We start from the raw sequence: 1818 nt of genomic DNA, 5'->3' as shown, positions 1-1818 counted from the left end.
AAAAACAAAAAGTTAATCCTGAAAATTACATTTTTGGCGCAATGAGAAATACTTTTGAAGTGTGGTACAGCGAATACCTGCAATCATTAAGTTAAAATGGCTACATTAGCTCATATAAGAGCCATAGAGAAACTTTAAAAGCAACAGGTGTGACAGAATTAGCGGTTTATCAAAAAGGAAAGCGAATTATGGTTACATTACCAGTCTAAAAAAACGTCCTCAACATCAAAAGTGAGGACGTTTTTTTAGATTTCTTTTTCTAAAATCGGACAAATACGATCTTGTTTTCCTAAAGGAAAATGTTTTATCCCGATTTTTTTAAATCCATGACGTTCATAAAAACGAATGCCTGCATAATTTTTTTCATAAACAGTCAAACGTAAATAACGTTTTTGTTTCGTTTTAGCATAACGATTCGCTTCATCGAGTAACCGTTGCCCTAACCCTTTGCGTACACGTTTTTGGAACGTCTACGCAAAGGCTTTTAGCAATCAAATTACTCACTATTATATCAAATATTTCAATTAATTAACCCGTTTTCAAATATTTATATTCTAAGCATAATAAAAAGACACACCAGGTGCCTTTTGTTTATTATAATATTTATACAGCTAGTCGTTTTTTATTTTGGTTTAATGACCAGGACCATACAAGTTTAAAATGACAACTCCTGACAAAATTAATACAATTCCTAAGACGCTGCTCAGATTAATAGATTCTTTCCAAACGACTACTGCCAAAACAGTTGTCAATACAATTCCTAAGCCAGCCCATAAAGCGTAAGCAACACTCAAGTTTATAGTTTTCATAGCTAATGCTAAAAAATAAAAACTTGCACCGTATGAAACTAAAGACCCCACAGTTTCCCAAAGCGAACTGAATCCGTTTGAAGCTTTTAACAAATTCGTTCCCAAGAGTTCACCTAGAATCGCGAGCCCCAAAAATATATATCCCATTAAATTACACCTACCTTTTTTTTTATAACGAAAATAATGCCAAAAATGAAAAAATTCATTAGTCGGCGTTTTTTAGCTAGCCACAACCCAGCTATTCGTATATTTTTTATTATACAATTTTACAATTTACTCCGCTTAATTGCAATGTCGTTTTTAATTATTCTCGAATTCTTGTTTTTTAACTTCAAGCATACGTTGTTTACGCTTTTCATAAGCTCTACGGTAACGTTGCATGGCTTTATATTCCTGCTCAAAGACTACCATAGGTCGTTTACCGTCAAGTGCCTGTCTCAATGGCATAGCATTCATTTTTGAAGCTACTTCATCTAATTGTCGTTGTTTCACATCTTTAAATGACGTGCCTTTAGGGTACCAATCACGTAGCTTACGGTTTCTGTTTTCATTTGAACCACGTTGTTGTGGTGATGACGGTGTGGCATAGTATAGCTTAATTTTAAGCTCTTTTTGAACATATTCTAAAAAGTCCCATGAGATAAATTCAGAACCATTGTCGGCTGTTATAGTACGCACAGCTTTGCCATAACGCTCATAAAACAACCTAAATGCATTGAAACACTTGACTTCTGGTAGAAAAATAGTCCATCTTTTTAGTATAAGAGCAGGATCATTTGCAGACCATAAACTAATTAACTTTATGGTCTGCAAATGATCCAAAGAAAATGGAAAAAATGATTGGGATTATTTTTAATGCTAAAAAGGCAAGTGAAACATTTATTACTCAACAAACAGGAAAACCAACAACTATCTTTTTAGATAACTACGAGGATTTGCAACATGACATCACAGTTTCATTGAGAAGAACATTTAACGCTATTAGAAATAAACAGGATAAAAAACAAAA

Annotated in this window: 1 protein-coding gene and 3 pseudogenes; 1 reads left to right on the top strand and 3 read right to left on the bottom strand. The window is 33.3% G+C overall.

Features of this window, described 5'->3' with window-relative positions:
• Window positions 1-245 precede the first annotated feature (245 nt).
• From AC1RPW_RS07555 to AC1RPW_RS07545, 3 genes and pseudogenes are all read right to left on the bottom strand, one after another.
• A pseudogene (locus tag AC1RPW_RS07555) lies at window positions 246-449 on the bottom strand (GNAT family N-acetyltransferase); the annotation flags it as partial.
• A 183-nt stretch (window positions 450-632) separates the two neighbouring features.
• The gene (locus AC1RPW_RS07550) at window positions 633-956 is read right to left on the bottom strand and encodes a DMT family transporter (RefSeq protein ID WP_047916691.1); all 324 of its coding nucleotides are present in this window, start codon (window positions 954-956) and stop codon (window positions 633-635) included.
• A gap of 153 nt (window positions 957-1109) precedes the next feature.
• Window positions 1110-1523 (bottom strand): annotated as a pseudogene (locus AC1RPW_RS07545) (IS30 family transposase); the annotation flags it as partial.
• Between the two features lie 113 nt (window positions 1524-1636).
• Between AC1RPW_RS07545 and AC1RPW_RS07540 the strand changes: the two are divergent.
• Window positions 1637-1818, top strand: a pseudogene (locus tag AC1RPW_RS07540) (plasmid replication initiation protein); the annotation flags it as partial.

The organism is Dellaglioa sp. CoH-55-MRSF-8 (assembly GCF_056782195.1).
The sequence above is the reverse complement of the archived record's forward strand: the minus strand, read 5'-3'. Positions and strand labels throughout refer to the sequence as shown.